Genomic DNA, 19,528 nt, shown 5'->3' on the forward strand with positions numbered 1-19,528 from the left:
CGAAAACGGTCTGTAGGCGGCCGCTTGGCGATCAAATTGGTGATGCACCGCGCACAGACCGGCCTTCAGAATGCACAGCGGCGCGGACCCACCGGGGGGACCGCCCCTGTCCCGGGAAGGATCCCGACCTCCATGTCCGTCTTCCGCTTAGCCATGCCTGTTTTCAGACGCTCCGCGTCAGGGCCGTTCGCCGCCGTCGTGGTCGCGGCCACGGCCCTTGCGGCCGGATCACTGACGGCGCCGGCCCACGCGGCGTCCGGCACCGCGGCCCCGCCACGCCGTGCCGCGTCGCACAGCGCTCTCTCGCAGTCCACCGTCCGGCCGACCTGTGCGGTCAACGACACCGACGGCTGCCTGAACAACACCGCCACCAGCACCTTCACCACCACGACCAGTCCTGCCGACGCCGACGGCTCCGGCGACAGCTTCAACGCCGCCGACCTGACGGGCACGGCGGGCTGGCGGAGCGGCGGCACCGTGACCGTCGACGGCGCCACCATCACGCTGCCGCACTTCGGCACCGGCACCTACGACAACATGCTGGCCTCCGGCCAGACCCTCACCCTGCCGGGCGGCAGCGTGGCCGACACCGGCGATGCCGTGGTCTTCCTCGCCTTCGCCACCGGCGACGCGGTCACAGGCGCCACCGGCACCATCACCTACGCCGGGAACAACTGCCTGAACCCGGACGGCGACCCCGCCGACCAGGACTATCGTCTGGACACCGTGCCGGACTGGCTCTCCGGTCCGCCCGCCGCGGCCTCGATCACCCTGGCCCACGAGAACCACGGCAACAACACCCAGACCAGCCCGAGTTCCGGCCCCAAGGTCTACGCCGTCAGCGTCCCGCTGGCCTGCCCCGGCTCGGTCGTCAGTAGCATCTCCCTGCCGCTGCTCGGCGACGGCGTCCAGGCCGGCCGGCCCGCCCTGCACATCCTCGGGCTGGGCATACGGCCGACGACCCTCACCGGCAGCGGACCCACCGCCCGGCACTGGGTCGGCACCTGGGCCGCGGTCCCGGACACCGGCAGAGTGCAGTTGTCCGACGACAGCACAGCCACCGTCGACGACCAGACTCTCCGCGTCCCGGCCCACGTCAGCATCGGCACCGACAGCGGAAACGGGGTGCGGGTCCACCTGTCCAACGCGACGGGCGCCACCCCGGTGACCTTCGACGCGGCCTCCATCGCCCGTCAGGACACCGCCACAGGCGGCGCCACCGCAGCAGCGGCTCCGACGCCGCTGACCTTCGGCGGTTCCCCGTCCGTCACCATCCCCGCGGGCGCCGACACCGTCAGCGACCCGGTCGCCTTGACCGTCCGGCAGCAAGCAACCGTACTGGTCAGCATGCGGGTGCACGGCTCGGTGTCCGCCATGCCCGGTCACTCCGTGGCCCGTGCTCCCGTCTGGGTCAGCGACCCCGCCGACCGCACCGGTGACACGGCCGCCGCCCACTACACGCAGACCACGTACACCGGTCTGCCGTACCTCTCGGGCATCGATGTCACCACCTCCACCACACAGCCCACCGGCTCGCTGGTCCTCTACGGAGACCAGAGCGTCAACGGGGACACCGCGAGCGAGGACGGCCGGCATCACCTGAGCGACGCGATCACCGACGCCCTGGTCGACGATCCGCACGGGAACGCCTCCGTGGCCTACGGCGTGCTCAACGCGGGCACCGGTACCGACCTGCTTCCGCAGATCACCGACGGCACCGTTCCGACCAACGCGCTCAACCCCGAGGACCGGGACGTGCTGGCCCAGGGCAACGTGCGTACCGTCCTCGTCTCCCTCGGCGCCGACGACCTGCTGAACTGCGCCGGCAACGCCGACACCTGCGCCACCGAAGTGGAGAGAGGACTGGCCTCCCTCGACACCCGGCTGAGCTCGTACTACACCGACGACAGCCAGATCTACGTCGACCAGCAGCCGGTCACCCAGAGTTCCGGCATCACCGTCTACCTCGCCACCATCCCGCCGTTCACCGCCGCCCACCCCGGCACCGCGACCCAGGAGGCCGCCCGGGAGCAGGTCAACAACTACCTGCTCGACGATTACCCCGGCCGGCTCGTCGACCTTGCCGCGGCGGTCTCCACCGACGGCACCGCCACATCCCCGACCGTCAAGGCCGCCGACCTCTCGGACGGCGACCCGTCCGACGCGTACTACGCCGACCTCGCCGGCCGATACGTCGACGACGTCGACTCCGGCACGCTCATCTACCCGCCCGACTGATTCCAGCAGACCCCCGGACAACGAAAGAGGCCGATGACCTGTAATCACAGATCATCGGCCTCTGACCGAAGGGTGAGTGACGGGACTCGAACCAGTTTTTTGAACATACCGTGACCTGCGGCGATGTGGAATATCGGGACAAATGCGTGCCGTTCGATGACGCTCAATGACGCTGGATGCAGATCAATTCCGCTCTCTGTTCCCGTGGGAACAGCCCGGGAACGGAGAGTGCGACGCGGGCGGGGTGTGAGTAGAAAACGCTGTATCCGTGATCGTCCCCTGGCGGCTTCTCCGCCTACGCCCCTCGAACATGACAGCGCCCCCGCATGATGCGGGGGCGCTGCGGTCCTTCCCGCCCGCCTGGGGGAGGAGCGCGGGAAGGACGTGGTGGAGGGGGGTGCTCCGGTTCGATTCCCACCCCGCTCCAAGATCACACAAATTAGGGTTGACCCTATTCCCCGGCGATCATGACACCGCGAGCGTTGACGGGTGTCTCGCCCCACCCCACCCGACGACTGGGTCATTGCTCGCCGCCGTCAGGTGGGCGCCCAGATTCGCCGCGTGCGCGAGGGGCTGGACCTCAGCCAGCCCGATGTCTGTGGCCGTAGCGGAATCGACGTGGCGACGTACTCCCGGATCGAGCAAGGTCACTCCTCTCCGAAGCTCGACACGCTGATCCGCATTGCGCAGGCGATGGGTGTGCAGCTGCGCGACCTGGTCGGGTGAGAGGCCGCGGACGGGGGAGGCGGGGGCGACCTGTCCCGCCCGGTCCCGGCGCGTCGGCGCACGCCGGGACCGGAGTTCACCAGCGCAGGCCGACGGCGTCCGTCGGTGACTGCCGGATGTAGGGGTTGCCGTGCTTGCCGGAGCCGTGGCGGTCCTTGGCGCTGCGGGTGCACAGAGCGCCGCTGGAGTGTCGGGACGCGCAGAGGCCGGCCGCCCGGTAGCCCTCGCCGCGGGCGTTAGCCACGCGGTCCTTCGTCTCCGGGCTGATCGTCTTCATCGCGGCACCTCCGCCGGGAAGCATGCGGTGTGGGCGTATCCGGGGTACGAGTGCGTCAGCCCGTCCCAGACGACGGCCACGGCCTGGTCGCTGCTGTCGATGGGGAGGAGGCAGCCGGCTGTGCAGCTCAGGGTCTCGCCGAGGGCGGCGCATGCTTTCTCGTTCTGGGCGCGGCGGCCTCGGGCGGTCATGCAGTTTTCGCCCCGCTGGCAGGTGTCGCAGGCCAGGATGTGGGTGTGCCAGTCGCGCCAGGTGATCGCCCAGGCCAGCCGGGTGAGGTAGCAGACGGCGCAGCTCCGAAAGCGGGTCACGCCTGGTTCGAGGTCGATGCCGGTGGTGTCGAGCGGAGCCAGGCACCACAGGCAGTCCTGTCCGGTACGGGCCTCGACGGTGATCCGTTCGGGCAGCCGGAGCATCACCAGGTCGTGCACCCATCCTTGGTCCTCGGCCGAGAGCACCGATACGGAAGCGTTCATCGCGGGTCCTCGCGGCGGTAGGCGATCAGGTAGGGGAGGTGGTCGATGGCCGGGTCCCAGGGGCGTCGGTGGTCCAGGAAGCGGTATCCGGCGATGCGCAGGACGCGGCGCGCCCGGGCGAGGGCGCTGGTCCAGTCGTCCACGGTCGCGTCCTGGGGGCCGGGCCACAGGACGAGCGCGGCGGCGGTGGTGTACGGCGGCCACAGATGGGTTTCCAGGCGGCGGGTGACGTAGCTGGTCAGGCGGCTGTCCTTCAGCACGACGTCGAGGTGCTGGGCGGGCTCTCGGGCGGGCCACCGGTAGCTGGGGACGACCTCCAGGTGGTCCCAGCCGTCAGCCGGGACAGGGGCCGGGGCGGCACCGCGCGGCAGGCGGGACACGATCAGCGGCTGGTACCGGTCGACGCCCGGCATACGCAGCGGCCCGGGCATCTGGACCGCATAGCCGAAAAATTTGAGGCCGGCCGTGACGGTGGCCAGCCGGGTGCGCCAGTGCTCGTCCTGCTCGGCCGCGGGGATGTCCGGGTCGGCGAACCAGTCGACCTCGACGCACAGGTCTGCCGTGGCCGGCCACAGGGCCTGATAGACCCGGACAGCCCGGCACCAGCCGTGCCCGGGCGGGATCCGCCGGTCGACGACCCGCCGGCCGTTCTGCTCGCCGGTCTGCACCCAGTGCTCGCCGAGCCCGAGCACGTCGAGCTGCTGGGTGACAAGGGCGGCGCCGCTGCGGTGCGGGTCCGCCGGATCGTAGACGGCAGTAGTAGGCGCGGCGCTGGTCATCGCGACACCAGCCGGTCGTAGTGCCGGCACAGCGCCTTCACTGAGCGGGCCAGCCGGGACGCGACAGAGCCACGGAGGGCGTCGGTGCCGCCGGGTCCCAGGCGCAGACGGATCCTCGCCTCGCCGACGCACATCATCGCCGCTACGCGGTCGGCATGGCGCTCGGGTAGCAGCTCGGCCCTGGCCTCCACCGCGGGGATGAGCGCCGTGATGTGGTCCCGGTACGTGTCCGAGAGCGACTCCAACTCGGCGCCGGTGAAGTGCAGCTCGGGAGCGTCCCGGGAGTCGGGGTCCTGCGGGTCTGCCTTGGGGACGTCTGCGGCGAGCACGAGCGTGACGCTGGTGCGCATGGTCTGGATGTCCGGCGGCATGGAGGGAGCCGTCGTGCTCATGCTGCAGCGCCTCCCCTCTGCAGGGCCTCGGCCAGTTGCGCGGCCACATTCGCGCGCACGCGGCCGAGGTCGATGAGGCCCAGCGCTGCGCCGCCGGGGTCGACCCTGAGCGACGGCAGAACGATGCCCGCTTGGTCGAGGGCGGACCTGAGAGATTCCACGGCCGCGAGCGGATCGGCGGCCAGATCGAGGGCGTGTTCCGAGGTCATGAACGGGACCGTAGGCGGGCGCTGTTGACGTCGGCGATGAGATGTTCTCGAATGTTCTCCGCGGACTGCCTGGTGTTCTCGGCTGTTCTCCGATGGGATGCAGCGGGCTGTAGATCAGGCTGTCCACCGTGGCGATGCTGAGTGGAACGACACCGACCTGAGAGGCGACAGCGACATGCGACAGCTGCGGTTCACCGGCACGGACAGCAAGAACGGCGGATGCCCCGCTCTGCACGAGGACGTCGACTCCGGCGAGGTCATCGTCCAAGGGCGGCCGCTCGACGCCGACGACCTCGACCAGCTGCTCCACCTCGGCCCAGACGACGCGGCCGTGGCCGTCCCGCGCGAGCTGCTCGTCAACCACGCTCCGAAGGAGATGGACCGCGTGCCCAAGGTGATCGGCCTCGACGAGTTCGGCCGGCTCTTCGAGACCTTCGAGTACACCGCCTGGCGGTTGGAGACTCGCGGCGGCTACGCCTCAGACCGCGAAGACCCGACCTACGCGGAGTTCGTCGAGACCGGCAGCATCACCCTCGACTACGACGACGACTGGTCCCGGAACATCCGCGCCCAGGTCCTCGCCGACAAGACCATCGGGCGAGTCCGGATCGTCGACGAGCCGCCCACCGAGGGCCAGCTGTTCCTCCTCATCGACTCCCCCCGCAACACCGCGGCCGGCGAGGACATCCGCTACCTTCCCCGCGGCGAGGCCGACACTCGCCTGCTCGGCAGCGAGGACTTCTGGATCTTCGACTCGCGCCTCGTCGCCCGCCTCCGCTTCGACGACCAGGACGTATTCCACGACGTCGAGATCATCACCGAGCCCACCGAGGTCCTGCGCTACTGCCAGATCCGCGACCGCGCCATGCACGGAGCGGTCCCGGCCGCCGAGTTCGCCGCGCAACTGCGCGACTGACCGCGGGCCGCCGGTGAGCACGGACTACCAGCAGGCCCGCGAGGCCCTCGGCCTACGGCTGAGGGAGCTGCGCCTCGGGGCCGCGGGCGGACGGCTCACCGGCACCCAGCTCGCCACACGTCTCGGCTGGCCGCACTCCAAGGTGTACAAGCTCGAGGGCGGCCGCCAGACCGCTGCCCCCGAGGACCTGACCGCCTGGGCCGCAGCCGTCGGCCAGCCCGACGTCGCCGAGGAACTCCTCGCCCGGCTACGGGGCTTCGAGTCGCACATCAGGTCCTGGCGCCGCCAGCTCGCCTCCGGCCACCGCCCCGTCCAGGACGTCTGGAACATCGAAGTCGACCGCTCCCAGACCATCTACGCCTGGGAGGAGTCGGTGATCCCAGGCATGCTCCAGACCGCCGACTACGCCCGCGCCATCTTCCTGCGCTACGCCGACCTGTACGGCTCCGTCCGCGACACCGAAGAGGCCGTCCGTACCCGCATACTGCGCCAGCAGTGGCTCCACCAGGGAGGCCGCCGGTTCCACGCCCTCATCTGGGAGGCCGCTCTGCACGCCCTGATCTGCTCGCCCTCCGTCCTCGCCGCGCAGCTCGACCGTCTGGCGGGCATGGTCGGGATGGACACGGTGGAACTCGGCATCGTCCCCCTCGGCGCGAGCCTGCGGATTCCCACGGCGAACGGCTTCTGGGTCCTCGACGATCGTCTGGTCATCGCGGAGGACTGGCACGCGGAGATCTGGCTCGATGACGCTGACAGCGTGGCCACCTACATGCGGGTCTGGACCACGCTCAGCCAGTCCGCTGTGTACGGCGCCGACGCCCAGGCCCTCATCACCCGAGCCCAGCGCTCGGTGAACCCCAGGGCATGACGAAAGGCCCCCTCCCGCCCGAAGGCGAGAGGGGGCCGCGCGGCCGTGCTGTGTCAGGTCTTCTTCCGCCGGCGGGGGTACGCCCGTCGTACGGACACGGTCGCCTGCACCAGGAGCCCGGCGACGCCGAGCAGGAGCAGAGAGCGGACAACGCGCAGCACGCTCGCCACCGGGCCGTCGACCACGATGGTGATGACCACGGTGTACAGGCCCAGCAGCCCTATCGTCGCGACCGCTGCCACGAAGTACCAGCCCACGGCGTGGTCCTCCCACCTTGCCCGCCGGGTGTACTCCGCGATGAACGCTGCCGCGCACACTGCGACCACCCCCGACACGCTGGCGTTGAGGAGCTCGGCCACCGTCATCTGCCCTCACCTCCCAACACCATGTTGCGGACCAGTTCGGCGAAGTGGTTCCGCTCGCGCCGAGCCCGCCAGTCAGCCGCCTCTGCCCGTACCTCGCGGGCCTGAGCATGCACCCGGGCCCGCGCGACCTGGGCTCGGTCCAGCGCGGCCTGGGCCGCGCGCTGCCCGTCGGTCATCGGGCGCTCCTCGGTCTCACGTTGGCGGCGCAGGCGCCTGGTCCACTTCGGCACTCGTACTCACCTCCCGCGCAGCTCGCGGCAGAGCGGCGAAGAAGTACGCGGATGTCCGGCTCAGCTCGAGGAGTTCGCCGGCCTGGTCCTGGGACTCGCGGCGCGCCTCCTCGCTGACGGTGTGAGCCTCGCGCCAGGTGTCTCGCTCGGCGCGCAGGTCGTCGATCTGCTGATCCTTGTCGGCGCGGAGGTCCTCGAGCTGGCGGCGCGGTACGAGCTGGCCGCGCAGGACCAGGAGGACGATGATCCCGACGAGGGCCGCGGCCCCGCCTGTCACCGGGGCGAACCCCAACAGTTCCTCTGCCAACGGCCCTCCTCTCTACGGCGGACGGGGACGGGTGGGTCAGGACGTGGTGCTGGTGTACGTCCCGGTGACCGGCGGGATCACGTCGACCGTGGGGTAGGACGGGGGCCGGGCCCAGCCGAGGGCCAGCCCGGCCACGCTCTGCAGGGCGCTGCCGCGCAGCCGGGTGCCGGCCAGCTCGAGCAGGCGGAACAGCACGTAGTAGGCGAGGGACAGGACCACGGTCACGGCCGAGGTGACCTTGTCGGAGTCGATGGTGACGCCGGCCTTGACCACGAGGGTGAGCAGCCAGCCCGCGACGAGCGGGACGCCCGTGCGCATGGCGGAGATGAACAGGGAGGTGGGCATGATGCCTCTTTCGTCTGGAAGCGGGCGGCGAGCGGAGCGCAGGCCGCGGGTGGGTCAGGAGGTGTACGGGACCTTGAGAGCCGCCCAGGACTTCGCGCCCGGCCAGCCGTCGGCCGACGTGCCGGTGTAGCCGAGCTTGCGCTGCCACTTGGCGTACGACGCCCGGTCGGCGTCGGACCACTGCGGGCCCGGCCCGGACTTGTACGCCGAACAGCCGTTGGCCACCAGCCGCTTGCCCATCGCGGTGACGATCGGTGACTTCGGGTTCTTCTTGAACCACGCGACGCCGGGGAAAGGCTGGTACGTCGGCGTGCTCGGCTTCGGCGTCGATCCCGCAGAGCTGGCCGGCTTCTCGCCCAGGCGGGCCTCGACCCGGCTACGGAAGTCGGCCATGGCGAAGCCCTTGGGGTCGACCTTCTGGTTGGTCCACTCCTTGTGGCCGATGACCGAGCGGGCACTCCAGCCGTGCGCGCGGCACAGCGCAGCCGACGCGCGGACCATGGCCTCGAGCTGGACGTCGGGCCACGGGTCCTTGCCGTCGCCGAGGTTGATGCACTCGAAGCCGTAGAAGTGGACGTTGCCGTCCGTGTTGTTCTCGTTCGGCGCCGGCAGAGTGGCGCGCTCCTCGACGACGGCCTCGAGGACGTCTCCGTCGCCGCTGCCGGCGTGGTTGGCGCGACCGTTGCCGACCAGGTACACGGTGCCGTCCTTGGCGATGACGCCGTGGCAGAGCGGGCCGGGCAGATCGGATCGGCCGTCGTAGCACATCTTGACGGAGGAGGCGGTGCCGGAGGTAACGGTGTGATGGATGATCACGCCGTTCACCGGGCCCCAGGCGCCGTGCCCGGCCCGGTTGTGGGTGCGCCAGCCGTCGTGCTCGACGACGGTCACGCCCTCGGCCCGCAGCGCGGCGACGAGGGAGTCAGCTGTCAGGGGTGTGGCCATGGGTACTCCAGATACGACAAGGCCCCGGCCAAGGGCGCGGGGCTGCGGGATTTGGACGAGCCGAGTCCTGGCCGTAGCCGGGGCCCGGTCGCGGAAGGGGGACAGGCCCAGGCCCGTCTACGCGGCTGCGGTCCAGATGTTGTTCGCGTCCGGCGTTGCGCCCGACATGGTGAAGCTGGCCGGCAGGGAGGTCTGCCCCGACCCCGACCGGCAGAACCTGTACGACCCGGCGGACAGGTGCGCGTTGCCGGGAGTGAAGGAGGCACCCAGCGACGAGCCCGCGGCGAACACCGGGGACGTCGTCCCGTTGAACAACAAGGCGATGTAGTAGCTGCCTGCAGCTGCGGCGTACGAACTGGTCAACGCCATCGACTTGTCACCGGCGGAGTTCCACGTCGTCGACATGTCCGCGGTGACGGCGAGCCTGGTGCCGCTCGTGCTGTACAGACCGGCGAGGCACTGGCCGGAGGTCAGCGTGCTGCCCGCAGTGCCGACGACCGCACACAGGCTCGCGATTGTCGCGGCGTTCCTGAGGATGATCTTCGTGAAGTAGATGTACCCGGCGCTCAGCGAGGACCCCGAAGGGGTGCAGGAGGCAGGGTCCATCGTCCACGCGAGCAGGCCCTGATCCGCCGGCCGCCACATCCCCGGGTTGACCGAGGAGACGATCCGCCCTGCACCGTCGATCTGGAACACGTTGCCGCCGTCGGCATCGCGGAACCTGACGATCGGCGCGGTGGCCGAACCGGAGTAGCCGGTGACGTCCAGACCGATGCGCGTCAGGCTGTCCTGCTGAACTGCCACTCCGCCCGCGGTCAGAGGGCCCCCGACAGACACCGCGTCGGCGGCTACGTTCCCGGCGGCCAGTGCCGCACGGAGCAGGGTGCCCGCGCCGGGGCCGGAGTTGGATACGGCGTAGGTGTAACCGGCGGTGCCGGCGAGCGCCGGGTCCGCGGTGATGACGCCCTCGGCGAAGGCCGGCATGCCGTAGCCGTAGACGATGGCGTCGGTCCGCCTGCGCTTGCGCAGGTAGACGCCGTCTCCCTCCGTCGACCCGTTCGTGTTGGTGTTGGCCTCGATGGTCCAGATGAACGTGGCGTCGTAGGCGTAGACGATGCCGGTGTGGTCCTGGCCCGATGTCCCGTAGAACACCTGGGCGCCCAGGCACGGGTACCACGACCAGCGGGATGCGGCCGTGAACCAGGCGACGCCGGCCGAGCAGTCCACGCCGCGCGGGTAGAGGGACGCCACCCCGGCGCGCATCGCCACCCAGCTGGTGAACGTCATGCACCAGCTCTGCCCCTGGTATCCGCTCAACCCGGGGACCTCGAGGGCGTACCGGACGATGTTGTTCCAGCCGCCCTCGACGTAGCCCTCCTTGTAGGTGACCTGCGAGCGCGCTACGGCGATCACCTGGGCGACCTGCGTTGTTGCCATGTGGCCTCCTTAGCTCTGCAGCAGCGCGCTGATCACGGACGCCACGTAGGCGTGGCCAGCGTCGGACATGCCTACGGCGTCCGTGCCCGCAGCCCCCGGGGTGGCGGTGTTGGCCCAGTAGCCCAAGCTGGACCAGTAGTTCCAGGAGTTCCGGCCGAGCGCCCAGAAGTTGACGAGGGCGGCCTCGTGGGCAACGGCCAGGGACAGCGCGCGGTCGGCGAAGTCCTGGTAACGCCAGCCCAGGGCGTCGGCGGTGCCGATGTGCGGGAGGACCAGGACCACGTCGGTGGCGCCGGTGAGGGTGCCGCCGTCGCGCATGGTGGCCAGGTGCTGGCGGACCTGGGCCGCCCAGTCGTCCGCCGAGATGCCGTTGATGACGTCCTCGGGACTGGCCATGTAGATGAGCAAGTCGGCCGTCGTGCTGGGACCGCCGTTCCAGCCGGCGCGCAGCGTGGCGTTGTAGTCCGCGGCGATCGCGTTCTTCGCGCCGTAGTTGTTGAGGACCACGCCGCCGGCGTTGGTGCCGGCCACGCCGAGGACGGACAGGTACTGCCCGGTCGTACCGGCGTGCCGGATCCGGATGGTGTGGCTGCCGGCGGACAGGCCGGTGATCGTCCGGGTCAGCACGGCGAGCCCGGTCGTGGCCGTGTCGGTCACGGTGGTCTCGGCGCCGCCGTCCACGGAGTACGCCCACGACGGGCGGCTGCCGTCCGCGCCGAGCGTGTAGATGACCGCGCTGGTCCCGCGCACTGTGAAGGTCAAGTACGCCCCGTTGACGGACGCGTAGGTGTACCCCCAGCCGGGCCCGGCTGCGTAGCCGCCCGTGGTCCAGGTCCCGGACTGGACGACCAAGCTGCCGGTCGCGGTCCAGGCCGTGATGGCCGTCGCGTCGGATCCGGCGATCCCGTTCGCCGAGAACAGGCTCGACCGGTAGCCGGATCCGCCGTCGCCGTATGCGGTCTGCAGCGAGGATGCGAGCAGTGCTGGCCAGTTCTTCGTGACCAGATCGGACGCGAAGAACCCCACCGTCGACGAGCCGCCGACCACGGCGATGGTCGCTCGGCTGCCGGTGCCGGCCGCGGCCCGGGCGGCCCGCCAGAAGCTGCCCCACCCGGGCCGTACGTACAGGCCCTTCCCCTCCACGGCCGAGCTGGACGCTGGCGCGTACGCGCCGCGTGCGGACATCCACGCCCGGGAGCTGCCGCCGGCGTCGGCCCACATGCCGGTGATCTCGTCCGGGCCGTAGAAGCTCGGCACGGCACCGTACGTGTCCGACGTGACGGACGAGATGGCCTCGCCACCGGAGTTGAGCAGGTCGGTGTACTGGGTGCCGTCGTGGGCCGAGTCCCAGAACGTGATCGCGGCGCCCTGGGCCACGGACCACAATCCGTCTGCCGGGGTGACGACGAAGTCCGCGCTTCCGGCGCCGAACTGGTAGCGCATCAGATCACCCAGCTCATGCCGGACATCGGCAGGACGAAGTCTCCGGTGTCGATCTCGACGGACTTGTTCGTCAGCCAGACCTGCCCGGCCCGCTCGCTGGCGGACGAGTAGATGATGACCCGGCCGACGGCGCCGCCGCTGATGTACGCCAGCCCGTACTGATCGCGGGAGGCGTGCCGGTAGGCGCTCGGGATCAGCACGGGCAGCCGCGACTCGGTGCCGGCCGCGAAGCTACCGCCGGCCCGGTAGAAGGAGCCCATGCGGAGACTGACCAGGCCGTTGCGTTCCTCAAGCACCGAGGAGGTGCTGATGGTCCACGCGGACAGGGTCGCGTCGCAGGCCACGATGCCCGAGTAGTGGTACACGGTCTTCCACAGCGACCCCGTCCACAACATCAACTTCTCGTCCGTCGCCTGGAAGACGAGCTCGCCGGGGGCCGTCGGCGGGTCAGGCAGGGAGATCGACGTACACGGCCGGACCCTGGTCCCGACGTACAGCTCCTTGGCCGCCACACCCACACCTGTGGCGGACGCGGCCACGGACACGGTCGCGAGCGGGATCTCCCACACACCCGTGCTGCCCGTGTCCCGGGTGAGGTCCGGTACTCCGGCGCCGGCGGTGCCGGTCTTGACCACGGCGGTGACGTTCCAGGTGGAGCGGTCCAGCCGCAGCACCACCCGGTCGTAGCGCAAGCTCGTCGTCGCGTTCGCGGCGACGGTGAGGTTGGTGACGGAGGTACCGGAGTACCAGACGTGCCCGCGTACGGAGGCGTAGACCCCGGCGCGGACGTCGACCGACAGGCCGGCGCCGGCGGAGACCACGGAGGTGTCGCTCGGGGCGCCGTAGACGCCGTCGTCGGAGAACCGCGCGGCGAGCAGCTCGTACTCCACGTCGGTGAGGGCCCGTGCGTTGTGTGATGGTGAGGGCCAGCTGTCCTGTGCCACTGCCGCTCCTTAGCGTGTCTCGAGCCGGCCGAGCCGACGGTTGAGCGTGCGGACCAGGCGCACGATGCGGGGGTCGCTGGTGGCGTCCTGGGAGCCGATGACCGAGGACACCTGCTCGCCGTCGCCGGGGGTGGCCTGCAGGTGGATCGAGCGGACGACGTCGGTCAGCTGCAGGCCGTGCGGGAGGGCGACGGCCACCAGGTCGCCGAGGCCGTAGTCGCGGCCGGCGCGCAGGGTGTCGGTGTCGACGGTGACCGTGGCGAGCTGGACGGGGGCGGCCCCGTCGGCGAGCTCGCTGGTGCCGGAGGCGGTGAGCTCGCCGTTGGTGTCGTTGGCGGCGCCGCCGTCGACGTACTTCTCCACCCGCCACCAGGCGCTGGCCGCGCTGGTGTTGGCGACTTCGACGTACGTGCGGACGCTGCTGCCGGTGGTCTCGGTCCCGGCGACCAGGGCGTGGGTGACGGTCGGCGCGGACTGCGAGTACGCGACCGAGCGCAGGTTGCCCAGGCCGGTCGAGAACCGGGCGGTCGCGGTCTTGTCGCTGGGGGCGTAGCAGCCGAACTTGATCTGGCTGCCGTCCTGGCGGGTGCGGAAACCGATGCCTCCGCCGGCCGAGGCGACGGTGCGGCACACGTCCAGCAGCGCCTCGAACCGAGTGGACACCGCGGTGTTGGTCCCGGCCGAGGCCACCGTGTCGAGGACGAGGTTCGGGATGCGGCGTGCGGCGATCGCCCCGGGTCCGCAGTTCTCGTTCACGAGGGTGCGGATGATCGTCTCGGCGTTGGTGGCGGTGAACGACCGGTAGGTGCTGCCGTGCTGCCCGGCCCAGGTGAGCGATGGCTCGGGCCAGGTGATGTTCCCGGCGATGACGGCCAGGTCGTCGCTGAAGTTGACGTCGACGACACCGACGCCCGGGTCGTCGAGGGACCACCGGTAGTTGGTCGGTTCCTCCATCGGGCCGGCAGTCCAGATCGCGCTGTCGCGGATGACCACGATGCGGCGGCCGGGCACCAGCTGGTTCATGACCTCCGGGTAGGCCGGCAGCGTCACGGTGCCGGAGGCCGGCGCGTTGAAGGAGGTGGTCACGTCCAGGTTGGTCCAGCCGGTGAGCGGGTTGCCCTGGACGGTCATGTTCTTGTCGGTGGTGAGCAGGGTGATGGCCATGTCAGGCCGTCTCGTAGCGGGGGTTGAAGGTGAGGTCGACGGCGGAGGCCGCGCCGGATCCGGCGAGTGTGAAGGCCACCGGGTTGTCGCCGGGGGCCAGCCCCCACAAGGTGGCCGCCGGCCAGTTCAGTCCGCCGATCCAGTTGTCGCCGTTCTGGAAGGTGACGGCGGGCGGGTCGGTGCTGATGGTGACTTTCTCGCCGGCGAGCAGGTTGCCGTGGCCGATGGCCGACGCCGAGGGGTTGAGCGTGAACGACTCGCCGGTGCCGCTGTGGGTGAACGTCACCAGGGAGGCCGGACCGGTGATGGTCCAGGTCGGCCACACGGTGGTGTCGCCGGGGTTCGTGACCACCGTGCTGCCGAGGATCTGGCTGGAGGAGATCGTCGGGAACGGGTTGAGGAACGAGCTGAGCGCGCCAGTCTCACGGTGTACGACCTGCGGCACGGGGTCGGTCCAGTAGGGGTCCTCGCACCACAGGGAGATCACCGCGCTGTCGGCGTCGCGGTAGTAGCCGCGCTTGCTCTGCCCCTCGAACCCGTCCAGGTAGAAGACCTCGATCGTCCTGCGCGTGCCGTCCGGCCGTGCGATCTCCAGCACGCCCGGGCCCTCCTCCTCTCGCAGGGTCCGGGTGAAGGCGGTGGCCAGCGCCCGCCACCGCTGCAGGAACTGCATGTGGTCGGCGCCCTGGACGAACAGCGGCCAGACGATGGTGCGGGGCTGCGGCTGGGCGTGCCGCAGCCGTGCGCCGCCGCGCGGGTGCGGGTCGCTGGTGAGGTCGTACGGCACGGCCCCCAGGCCGGAGACTCCGTCGGCCAGGGTGAACCAGCCGGCGGAGTCCCGGTCGGTGAGCGGCCACACCGTCCCCGAGGGGTCGGTGTACTGGACGCTGGCGTACCCGATCTCCGGGAGGGGGACGATCGTCCCGCTGCCCGGTGGCTCCTCCGTTACCGGAGGAGCCACATATGGGGCTGTGATCAGGGGCATCTAGCGCGGCCTCCCCACTCGTGCCCGGGCCTCCTGGACGCGCTGGACGCGCTGCAGGTCGGCCACGGTGAAGTCGGCCGTACGGGCGTTGATCTGGTAGGTGGTCGATCCGCCCGCCTGCGCGGCCGCGACGCCGGCGTTCGCCGCGCCCTCGAACTGCCGGAACTGCGACGGGGTGAAGACGGCCTCCGGGGTCTTGAGCCCGTTGTAGGCCCAGCCCGGTTCCATCCACCCGCCGCTGTCGTGCTTGCCGGGCTGGAAGCCGTACCAGTCGGTGAAGAGCTTGTCGCGGTAGCCGCGGGCGCCCTTGCCGATGACCACGCCGTCGCCGCCGCGGCTCTCGATGTTGACCCCGCCGATGGTTCCGGCGGTGTGTCCAACGCCCTTGTTGGTCACGCCGATCCGGTAGGCGGAGTCGCCGTGCAGGACCCACCCGGGCGGCGCCGTCTTCCCGTGGAAAGCACCGGTCGCCCACCGGCGGTGTGGCTTCTCGCCCCGGATCACGGACTCGACCGCGGAGACCAGCCCGCTGCAGTCCCAGCTCGGGTTCCCGTTGCCGCCCCACTGGTACGGCAGTCCGTTCTGGGTGCGGGCCCACCGCAGGCCTGCCTGGATCCTCGGCCCCCCGATTCCGCCGGCGCCCTTGGCGTCGGCCTTCTTCGAGTAGCCGGTCAGGGCGTCGATGATCCGGTCGGGGATTTTGCGGATCAGCTGCCCCAGCGAGGTGTCCATGCCGGGGAAGTCCGCCAGGAGCGGGGCGACGACGTTCTTCACGCCCGCACGTGCGGACGCCAGGAGCGTGTCACCCAGCCAGCTGGCCGACTTCTTCACGGCGTTCCAGGCCTTCGACCCGGCGCCCAGGACAGCGGACCCGGCGGACTTGATCCACCCGAACACCCCGCCGTCCGCGAACGCCTGGTGCGGGTAGATCCCCCCGCGCGCGTACCGCAGGGAGCGATCCACCGCGGTGGTGCGGGGGTTGCCGCCGAGGACCGGCGCGAGGGCCTTGCGGACGCCCGCCGCTCCGGAGGACCGGGCGACCCGGTTGAAGTAGTTCACGAACCCGGAGCCCGCACCGCGCGTGAACTCCGGCCTCATGATCGACTCGCCGCCGCTGAGGTCGAGCATGCCGCCGGTGGGGCTGACGAACCGGTGCACGTCCCGGCCGGGTGTGTACCCGGGCAGGACTCCGTCGAGGACACCGCCGGACGCGAAGCCCTTCGGGTGGAACTCGGGCAACGCCGGCGCCCCGAACGCCTTGGCGATCTTGTTCCAGAGCGCCACGATCCCCGCGTTGTACACGGTGTTGATCACGAAGGACACCGGGGTCTTGGCGACCTGCTTGAGCTTGTCCCACTGGGTTCGGCTGGCGTCCACGGCAGCCTTGAACCCGTTGCCGATCAGATCGAGGGCTGACCCCAGCGCGTCGAACACGGGCTTGATGCCCTTGTTGTAGCCGTACTTGATGATCGAGACGAGGTCGCCGACCACGGGCTTGACGACCTTGTCCCGCAGCCACGTGAGGACGGTGCCAAGGCCGCTGAGGCCCAGCTTGAACGCGGTCAGGGTCGGGCCGATGGTCAGGGCCCACGCGGTCTTGATCTGCCACTTGATCGCGCTCCACACCGGCGTGATGACCTTGTCGGACAGCCAGGTGAAGACGGGCCCGAGACGGGTCGTCACCCAGCCGACGACGTCGGCGAACACGCTGACGAGGCCGGCGACCCAGCCGATCACCGTGGACAGTGCGCTGGCGAGCCCGCCGACCAGGAACGCAGCCACCGCGACGATGGGCGGCAGCAGCCGGGACAGCAGGCCGACGGCGAGCTGGACGACCAGGCCGACGAGCTGCCCGACGATCGGCAGCAGCGGGGCCAGTGCGACCAGCAGATTCAGTCCGGCCTGCACCAGCTGCACCACGGCCGGCAGCAGCTGCACCAGCACACCGGCCGCCATCTGCACGACCATCCCGACGAGCTGCCCGACCAGCGGCAGCAGCGGCGAGACGGCCTGGACCAGCGTGAGGAACGCGGCCGACAGCGGCGGCAGGATCTGCGCCAGGGCCCCCGCGAGGAGACCGGCGACCTGGCCCAGCGTCTGGGCGATGATCCCGACGACCGGGATGAGCTGAGCGGCGAGCGTGCCGACGAGCTGCCCCAGCAGGGGCAGCAGGAGCGACGCGGCCTGGGCGATCGTGCCGAAGGCGCCGGCCACGATCGGAAGGACGGGGGTGAGTGCGCCGAACACGGTCTGCACCAGCTGCATGCCGACCGGGATCAGCGGCTGCACCGCGCCCATCAGCTGGGTCAGGGCCGCCGCGAACACGTTCGCGACCAGGCCGGCGACCTGGCCGAGGACGCCGGCGAACTGCTGCCACAGCGGCGCCATCATCTGGAACACCGTGGCGATGACCGTCCCGACCTGGGTGAGGGCGGGGGTGAGGGCCACGACCACCTGCGTCAGCGGGCCGACGAGGACTCCGACGACGGCGGTGAGGACGCTCACGATCGGGGTGAGCGCGGGCGCCAGGGCGGTGATCACGGAGGTGATCAGGGCGGCGATGGGCTGCAGCAGCGGCGTGACCGCGCTGACGAGCTGCACGAGCGCGGTGCCGACCGTCACCAGGACCGGGCCGAGTGCCTGGACGATCGGCATCAGCGCGGTGCCGAGCGAGGTGACCAGTTGCTGCAGGACCGGACCGAGCACGACGGCCAGCTGCGCGACGGGCTGAATGATCGCGGTGATCAGCGGCACGGCGGCCTGGATCACTGTCCCGATGGCCGGGACGATCGCGCTGACGATCTGTGCCACGGACGCGAACAGGGTCCGCATCTGGGCCTGCATCTCGGGCGCGGCGAGGATCTGGTTGAGCTCGCCGAACACGGCGCCGAGCACGCCGACGATCTGGCCGCCGGCGTCGCTGGCGGCCTTCACGATCGACAGGACCGTGCCGAGGACGTTGCCGAGCAGGGTCCCGAACTGGGCCAGGATCCCGAACGCCGTGGTGATCGCCGTCTCCAGGCCGCCGGACTGGAACGATGCGGCGATGCCGTCGGTGAACGAGGTGATGGCGCCGGCGAACTGGGTGAGCAGCTGGTTGAACGCGGGCTGTGCCGCGAGGGTGAGCTGCCCGAACGCCGTGAGGATCTGTGCCGGAGCGTTCTCGAAGACGGCCAGGTTGTCGGTGGCGCCCTTGAGGATCTGGTCCAGGACGCCGGCCCTGGCCATCGCGGTGACGGCGCCGGCCGCGTTCTTGGCGATCGCGTTCCACACGCCTGCGGTCGCGGTCAGCTGCCGCTGCAGGACCGGGATGGTGGCCCGGCCCAGGTTCGTGACGGTGGAGTCGAGGCCCTCGAACAGGCTGTTCTGGACGCCGAGTTTCATCGACGTCCAGGCCGGGCCCAGACCCAGCACCGCCGACACGAAGCTGCGCGCGTTGGGCGCCAGCTTGGCCATGGCCTTGTCGAACTCGGAGGCCTGCCCGGCCGCCGCGGCCTGCGCATCCGCGACGGCAGCCGCGGCGTCCGCCACGGCCCGCTGGGCGTCGGCGATCTGCCGCTGCCCGTCCGCGCGCGCCTCGTCGACACTGGCCTGCGCCGTGGCGAGCGCCCGCTCCTTGTCGGCGACGGTCTCGTTGGCGTCGGCGATCTTCTTCTTCGCCGCGAGGACCTGGTCACTGCCCTCGACGCCGGCCTTGGTGGCCTTCGCGGTGTCCTCGGCGAGCCGCTTCGTCTCCGTCTGCTGCTGCTGGAGATCGAGCTTGGCCCGCTCGTAGCGGATCTCGAGTTCCTTGAGGTCCTTCGGGTCCGTCCCCGGCTTGGCCTGCGCGGCCTTGAGTGCCTCCTCGGCCGCCGCCAGGTCGAGGGTCGCCTGCTCCTCGTCCAGCTTGGACTTGGCGAGCTGGACGTTCATGTCCTCGAGCGCGCGCGTGGCCTCCTCACGCGCGTCGTTGAGGTCCTTCTGCGCGTCGCGGGCATCGCGCTGGGCATCAGCCAGGTCCCGCTCGGCGCCCGCCACGGCCTCCTGCGCGTCCTTGACCCGCTTCGCCGCCTCGACCTGCGCATCCGCCAGCGACCGCTGGGCGTTGGCCAGCCCGCGCTGTGCCGTCGCCACGGCCTTGGTCGCCGACGCTGCAGCGCTCGCGTCCGCCGAACTGTCCGCGAACGCCGCCTTCATCGCGTCGCCGACACCCGACAGGCCGATCTTGAGGGCGCCGGCCGCGGCCCCGGCAGTGATCAGGGCCGGGGCGAGCGCGGACGCGCCGGCCGCCGTGGACGCGAGGTTCGCGCCGATCGCGACACCGGCCAGGGCACCGATGCCCTTGAGCCCGATACCGAACGCCTTGCTGAAGGCCGACCCGCCGCTGCGGCCCGCGCTGGACGCGCGCGCGTTGACGGACCGGTCCCAGTCCCCCTCGAACTCAGGCCGGATCGCGACGTATCCGCGGCCGACGAGCACACCACCGGTACCAGCCACGCCACC

At 70.8% G+C, this 19,528-nt stretch carries 20 protein-coding genes; 4 read left to right on the plus strand and 16 right to left on the minus strand.

Going from position 1 to position 19,528, the window contains the following annotated elements:
• The first annotated feature begins 153 nt into the window (after window positions 1-153).
• Window positions 154-2,238: a hypothetical protein gene (locus ACIPSJ_RS01345; protein WP_401342549.1), complete on the plus strand. Its 2,085-nt coding sequence runs from the start codon at window positions 154-156 to the stop codon at window positions 2,236-2,238.
• Between the two features lie 489 nt (window positions 2,239-2,727).
• Entirely contained in the window at window positions 2,728-2,964 is a 237-nt protein-coding gene (locus ACIPSJ_RS01350; RefSeq protein WP_401342551.1) for a helix-turn-helix domain-containing protein, read from the plus strand.
• A gap of 76 nt (window positions 2,965-3,040) precedes the next feature.
• Here ACIPSJ_RS01350 and ACIPSJ_RS01355 read toward each other — a convergent pair whose 3' ends face one another.
• The 5 genes from ACIPSJ_RS01355 to ACIPSJ_RS01375 are packed head-to-tail and all read right to left on the minus strand — an operon-like array spanning window position 3,041 to window position 5,097.
• On the minus strand, window positions 3,041-3,241 hold the full coding sequence (locus tag ACIPSJ_RS01355; RefSeq protein WP_401342553.1) for a hypothetical protein: 201 nt from the start codon (window positions 3,239-3,241) through the stop codon (window positions 3,041-3,043).
• Complete coding sequence (locus ACIPSJ_RS01360; protein WP_401342555.1) at window positions 3,238-3,717, minus strand: hypothetical protein; 480 nt, start codon at window positions 3,715-3,717, stop codon at window positions 3,238-3,240. Before ACIPSJ_RS01360 ends, ACIPSJ_RS01355 begins: the two co-directional genes overlap by 4 nt.
• Window positions 3,714-4,496, minus strand: a complete 783-nt coding sequence (locus ACIPSJ_RS01365) for a hypothetical protein (RefSeq protein WP_401342557.1) — start codon at window positions 4,494-4,496, stop codon at window positions 3,714-3,716. Before ACIPSJ_RS01365 ends, ACIPSJ_RS01360 begins: the two co-directional genes overlap by 4 nt.
• The gene (locus ACIPSJ_RS01370; protein ID WP_401342559.1) at window positions 4,493-4,888 is read right to left on the minus strand and encodes a DUF6415 family natural product biosynthesis protein; all 396 of its coding nucleotides are present in this window, start codon (window positions 4,886-4,888) and stop codon (window positions 4,493-4,495) included. The genes ACIPSJ_RS01365 and ACIPSJ_RS01370 overlap by 4 nt, the downstream gene beginning before the upstream one ends.
• Complete coding sequence (locus tag ACIPSJ_RS01375; protein WP_401342561.1) at window positions 4,885-5,097, minus strand: hypothetical protein; 213 nt, start codon at window positions 5,095-5,097, stop codon at window positions 4,885-4,887. The genes ACIPSJ_RS01370 and ACIPSJ_RS01375 overlap by 4 nt, the downstream gene beginning before the upstream one ends.
• 175 nt (window positions 5,098-5,272) lie before the next feature.
• On the opposite strand from ACIPSJ_RS01375, the gene ACIPSJ_RS01380 reads away from it, so the two are divergent.
• Both ACIPSJ_RS01380 and ACIPSJ_RS01385 read left to right on the plus strand, forming a co-directional pair.
• Window positions 5,273-6,013, plus strand: a complete 741-nt coding sequence (locus tag ACIPSJ_RS01380; protein WP_401342563.1) for a DUF6879 family protein — start codon at window positions 5,273-5,275, stop codon at window positions 6,011-6,013.
• 13 nt (window positions 6,014-6,026) lie between these two features.
• Window positions 6,027-6,881 carry a DUF5753 domain-containing protein gene (locus tag ACIPSJ_RS01385; RefSeq protein WP_401342564.1) on the plus strand — a complete coding sequence of 285 codons (855 nt, stop codon included), beginning with the start codon at window positions 6,027-6,029 and terminating at the stop codon, window positions 6,879-6,881.
• A gap of 53 nt (window positions 6,882-6,934) precedes the next feature.
• Here ACIPSJ_RS01385 and ACIPSJ_RS01390 read toward each other — a convergent pair whose 3' ends face one another.
• From ACIPSJ_RS01390 to ACIPSJ_RS01440, 11 genes are all read right to left on the minus strand, one after another.
• Window positions 6,935-7,246, minus strand: a complete 312-nt coding sequence (locus tag ACIPSJ_RS01390; protein WP_401342566.1) for a hypothetical protein — start codon at window positions 7,244-7,246, stop codon at window positions 6,935-6,937.
• A complete protein-coding gene (locus ACIPSJ_RS01395) occupies window positions 7,243-7,422 on the minus strand; it encodes a hypothetical protein (RefSeq protein WP_401342568.1) in 180 nt (59 codons plus the stop codon). The genes ACIPSJ_RS01390 and ACIPSJ_RS01395 overlap by 4 nt, the downstream gene beginning before the upstream one ends.
• Before the next feature lie 16 nt (window positions 7,423-7,438).
• On the minus strand, window positions 7,439-7,783 hold the full coding sequence (locus ACIPSJ_RS01400) for a hypothetical protein (RefSeq protein WP_401342570.1): 345 nt from the start codon (window positions 7,781-7,783) through the stop codon (window positions 7,439-7,441).
• Between the two features lie 36 nt (window positions 7,784-7,819).
• Window positions 7,820-8,128, minus strand: a complete 309-nt coding sequence (locus ACIPSJ_RS01405) for a hypothetical protein (protein WP_401342572.1) — start codon at window positions 8,126-8,128, stop codon at window positions 7,820-7,822.
• A gap of 54 nt (window positions 8,129-8,182) precedes the next feature.
• Window positions 8,183-9,073 carry a peptidoglycan-binding protein gene (locus ACIPSJ_RS01410; protein ID WP_401342574.1) on the minus strand — a complete coding sequence of 297 codons (891 nt, stop codon included), beginning with the start codon at window positions 9,071-9,073 and terminating at the stop codon, window positions 8,183-8,185.
• A 117-nt stretch (window positions 9,074-9,190) separates the two neighbouring features.
• Window positions 9,191-10,510 carry a hypothetical protein gene (locus tag ACIPSJ_RS01415; protein WP_401342576.1) on the minus strand — a complete coding sequence of 440 codons (1,320 nt, stop codon included), beginning with the start codon at window positions 10,508-10,510 and terminating at the stop codon, window positions 9,191-9,193.
• Window positions 10,511-10,519: 9 nt separating this feature from the next.
• Window positions 10,520-11,953 (minus strand): hypothetical protein, encoded by a 1,434-nt coding sequence (locus ACIPSJ_RS01420; RefSeq protein ID WP_401342578.1) that lies wholly within the window; start codon window positions 11,951-11,953, stop codon window positions 10,520-10,522.
• Window positions 11,953-12,897, minus strand: coding sequence for a hypothetical protein (locus tag ACIPSJ_RS01425; protein WP_401342579.1), 945 nt, complete (start codon window positions 12,895-12,897; stop codon window positions 11,953-11,955). Before ACIPSJ_RS01425 ends, ACIPSJ_RS01420 begins: the two co-directional genes overlap by 1 nt.
• Before the next feature lie 9 nt (window positions 12,898-12,906).
• Window positions 12,907-14,061, minus strand: coding sequence for a siphovirus ReqiPepy6 Gp37-like family protein (locus tag ACIPSJ_RS01430; RefSeq protein WP_401342581.1), 1,155 nt, complete (start codon window positions 14,059-14,061; stop codon window positions 12,907-12,909).
• 1 nt (window position 14,062) lies between these two features.
• Complete coding sequence (locus ACIPSJ_RS01435; RefSeq protein WP_401342582.1) at window positions 14,063-15,022, minus strand: phage tail protein; 960 nt, start codon at window positions 15,020-15,022, stop codon at window positions 14,063-14,065.
• A 24-nt stretch (window positions 15,023-15,046) separates the two neighbouring features.
• Window positions 15,047-19,522, minus strand: a complete 4,476-nt coding sequence (locus tag ACIPSJ_RS01440; RefSeq protein WP_401342584.1) for a hypothetical protein — start codon at window positions 19,520-19,522, stop codon at window positions 15,047-15,049.
• Window positions 19,523-19,528: the final 6 nt, after the last annotated feature.

The organism is Streptomyces sp. NPDC090088, from assembly GCF_044747345.1.
Taxonomy (GTDB): Bacteria; Actinomycetota; Actinomycetes; order Streptomycetales; family Streptomycetaceae; genus Streptomyces.